Below are 2280 nucleotides of genomic sequence, written 5' to 3' on the forward strand. Positions count from 1 at the left end.
ATACCAACGTTATCGGCTCGCAGGTCAATGGCGGGCAGGTGACGGCAAGCGTCGGCGGCAACCTGAACATCCAGAGCGTGCAGGACACCACACAAAGCAATGCGCGTCAGAGCAGCGCGGGTGGCGGGTTCTCCATCAGTCAGGCGGGGGGGAGTGCGAGCTTCAGTGCGCAGAACGGACACGCCGATGGCACGTACGCGCAGGTCAATGGGCAGGCGGGCATCAATGCGGGTAGCGGTGGCTTCGACATCAATGTCAAGGGCAATACGGACCTGAAGGGGGCCGTGATATCGAGCACCGCCGATGCGGAAAAGAACGCGCTGACCACCGGCACCCTCACCTACAGCGACATCGAAAACCACTCGCACTACAGCGCGAACAGCAACGGGATTGGCGCGGGTGTGGGCGTTGGGAGCACCGGGAAGGCGACCGGACCGGGGTCGGTGAGCGGCACACCTGGCGTTTCGCCGATGATCTCGCAGAGCGACAGCGGTGACCAGAGCGCGACCACGCGCAGTGCGGTCAGCGCGGGTACGATCAACATCACCAATCAGGCCGCGCAGACGCAGGACGTGGCGAACCTGAGCCGCGACACGACGAACACTAATGGTACGGTGTCGGCAACGCCGGACGTGCAGAACCTGCTGAACGAGCAGGCGGATACGATGCAGGCCGCGCAGGCGGCAGGCCAGGTGGTCGCGCAAGGTATCGGCGCCTACGCTGACCACAAGCGCAACACGGCTACCGATGCGGCGACCTATGATGCCTGGGATGAAGGCGGAGACAACCGCGCGCTGTTGCAGGCGGCAGGTGGTGCACTGATTGGCGGGCTCGGCGGTGGAAGCGTCTTTACAGCGGCAGGCGGCGCGGCGGGTGCGGGACTTGCCTCGAAGGAAGCGCAGGCATTAGATAGCATTGCACAAGGAGTTGAATCGGAGACGGGTTTAGCGTTGCTCGGCAACCTTGCAGGGAACATAGCAGCGGGGCTGAGTGGGGCCTTGGTCGGCGGTACCGCAGGGGCGTCTATGGCATCTAATGTGCAGTTGTACAATCAGATGCTTGACCCGATGAAGAAGAAAAACAGCCTGATACCCTCGTCCTGTACGGCGGTCGCGCCCTGCAACGAGGCGGTAATGGCGGCTCAAATAAATGCGACTGCCGCGAACTCCCAGGCTGCTCTCGATACCTTTACGCCCAACTACGCGACGTTGAATTTTGGGTTGTTATCTGGGTCAGCAGGAGGAGCAATAAACCTGTACGACGGGACAAAGTATCTGTCTTTCGGCGTCGCACAAGGCAATCCCGCCTCGACGAGTTGGTCGTTGGGAGCCAGTTCTACGATTGGTTGGATCTTTGGGGCAAACGATGCTACGTCAACCAATAACTTCATGAATGGCGACAGTAATCAGACATTTATATCTATACCAACGCCGTTTCGATTCAACGTGGTTGGTGCTGTCACACATAGCTATGGTGGAGCTACTGCCATTGAAGTAGGTGTTGGGACACCCAGCGAAAAGATATCGTACGGGGTTGTTCCATGGAATCATTCGACGCCTGTTGGAAAATCCGCTAAATAAGGGGGTAGAAATGCCGGCAGTCGGTGGCGGTCCTTCGCCAGAAAAGTGGGAAAAGATGAGCAAGCCTGAACGGATAATCTATTGGATATTTGTTGGTCTTGCCGTAGCTTGCGTTGGATATCTTGTAGTCAAGAAGATATGGGGCTGACCTATGGCGGCTAGGTCTGCGAATGGTGCTGCGGCGGCTGCTACGATTGCGACAGCTGTTGGTGCAGGAGCACAGATTATCTTCCCCGGGGCATTGGGTAATCTCCTAAATCAAATGATTCAGGGAGCAAGTGGTCCGGTTCAAAATGCTGTCCAGAATAGTTCCTCTAAATAATGAAGAGCAAAGAAACGTCATCGCTGATGTGGCGGTATATAAAGGCTTATCTATCCCTATTAGGAATCGTCGCCGCCTTTGTTGGCGTGTCGATAGCGCAAGGTGCAGGCTGGAAACCCGCGTTGGCGGGTATGCCGTTGTATGTAATTTTATTTGTGGCAATTACATATAAGCTAGTAAAGGATATAGTGGCGTCGCGAAAGCGAGAGCATCACCAAGGTTCGGTGGGTGACGGTGGCCGCTGAACACAAACTTCAAGGTGCTGCGGGGCCGATACAGGATGCCGTAACGAACGCCCAGACCTTCAGCAACAGCGGTACGGTGCAGGCGAGCAATATGCTGTCGATCCAGGGCCAGCAGATCGACAACGCGTTTGGC

1 protein-coding gene is annotated in these 2280 nt (G+C 57.0%); it reads left to right on the top strand.

The window, feature by feature from the left end:
- Positions 1-1580, top strand: a 1580-nt coding sequence (locus D1Y85_RS26800; RefSeq protein WP_185219142.1) for a polymorphic toxin type 22 domain-containing protein, incomplete at its 5' end; no start/stop codon positions are given.
- Positions 1581-2280: the final 700 nt, after the last annotated feature.

It is taken from the genome of Paraburkholderia dinghuensis, assembly GCF_003837865.1.
Classification (GTDB): Bacteria; Pseudomonadota; Gammaproteobacteria; order Burkholderiales; family Burkholderiaceae; genus Paraburkholderia; species Paraburkholderia dinghuensis.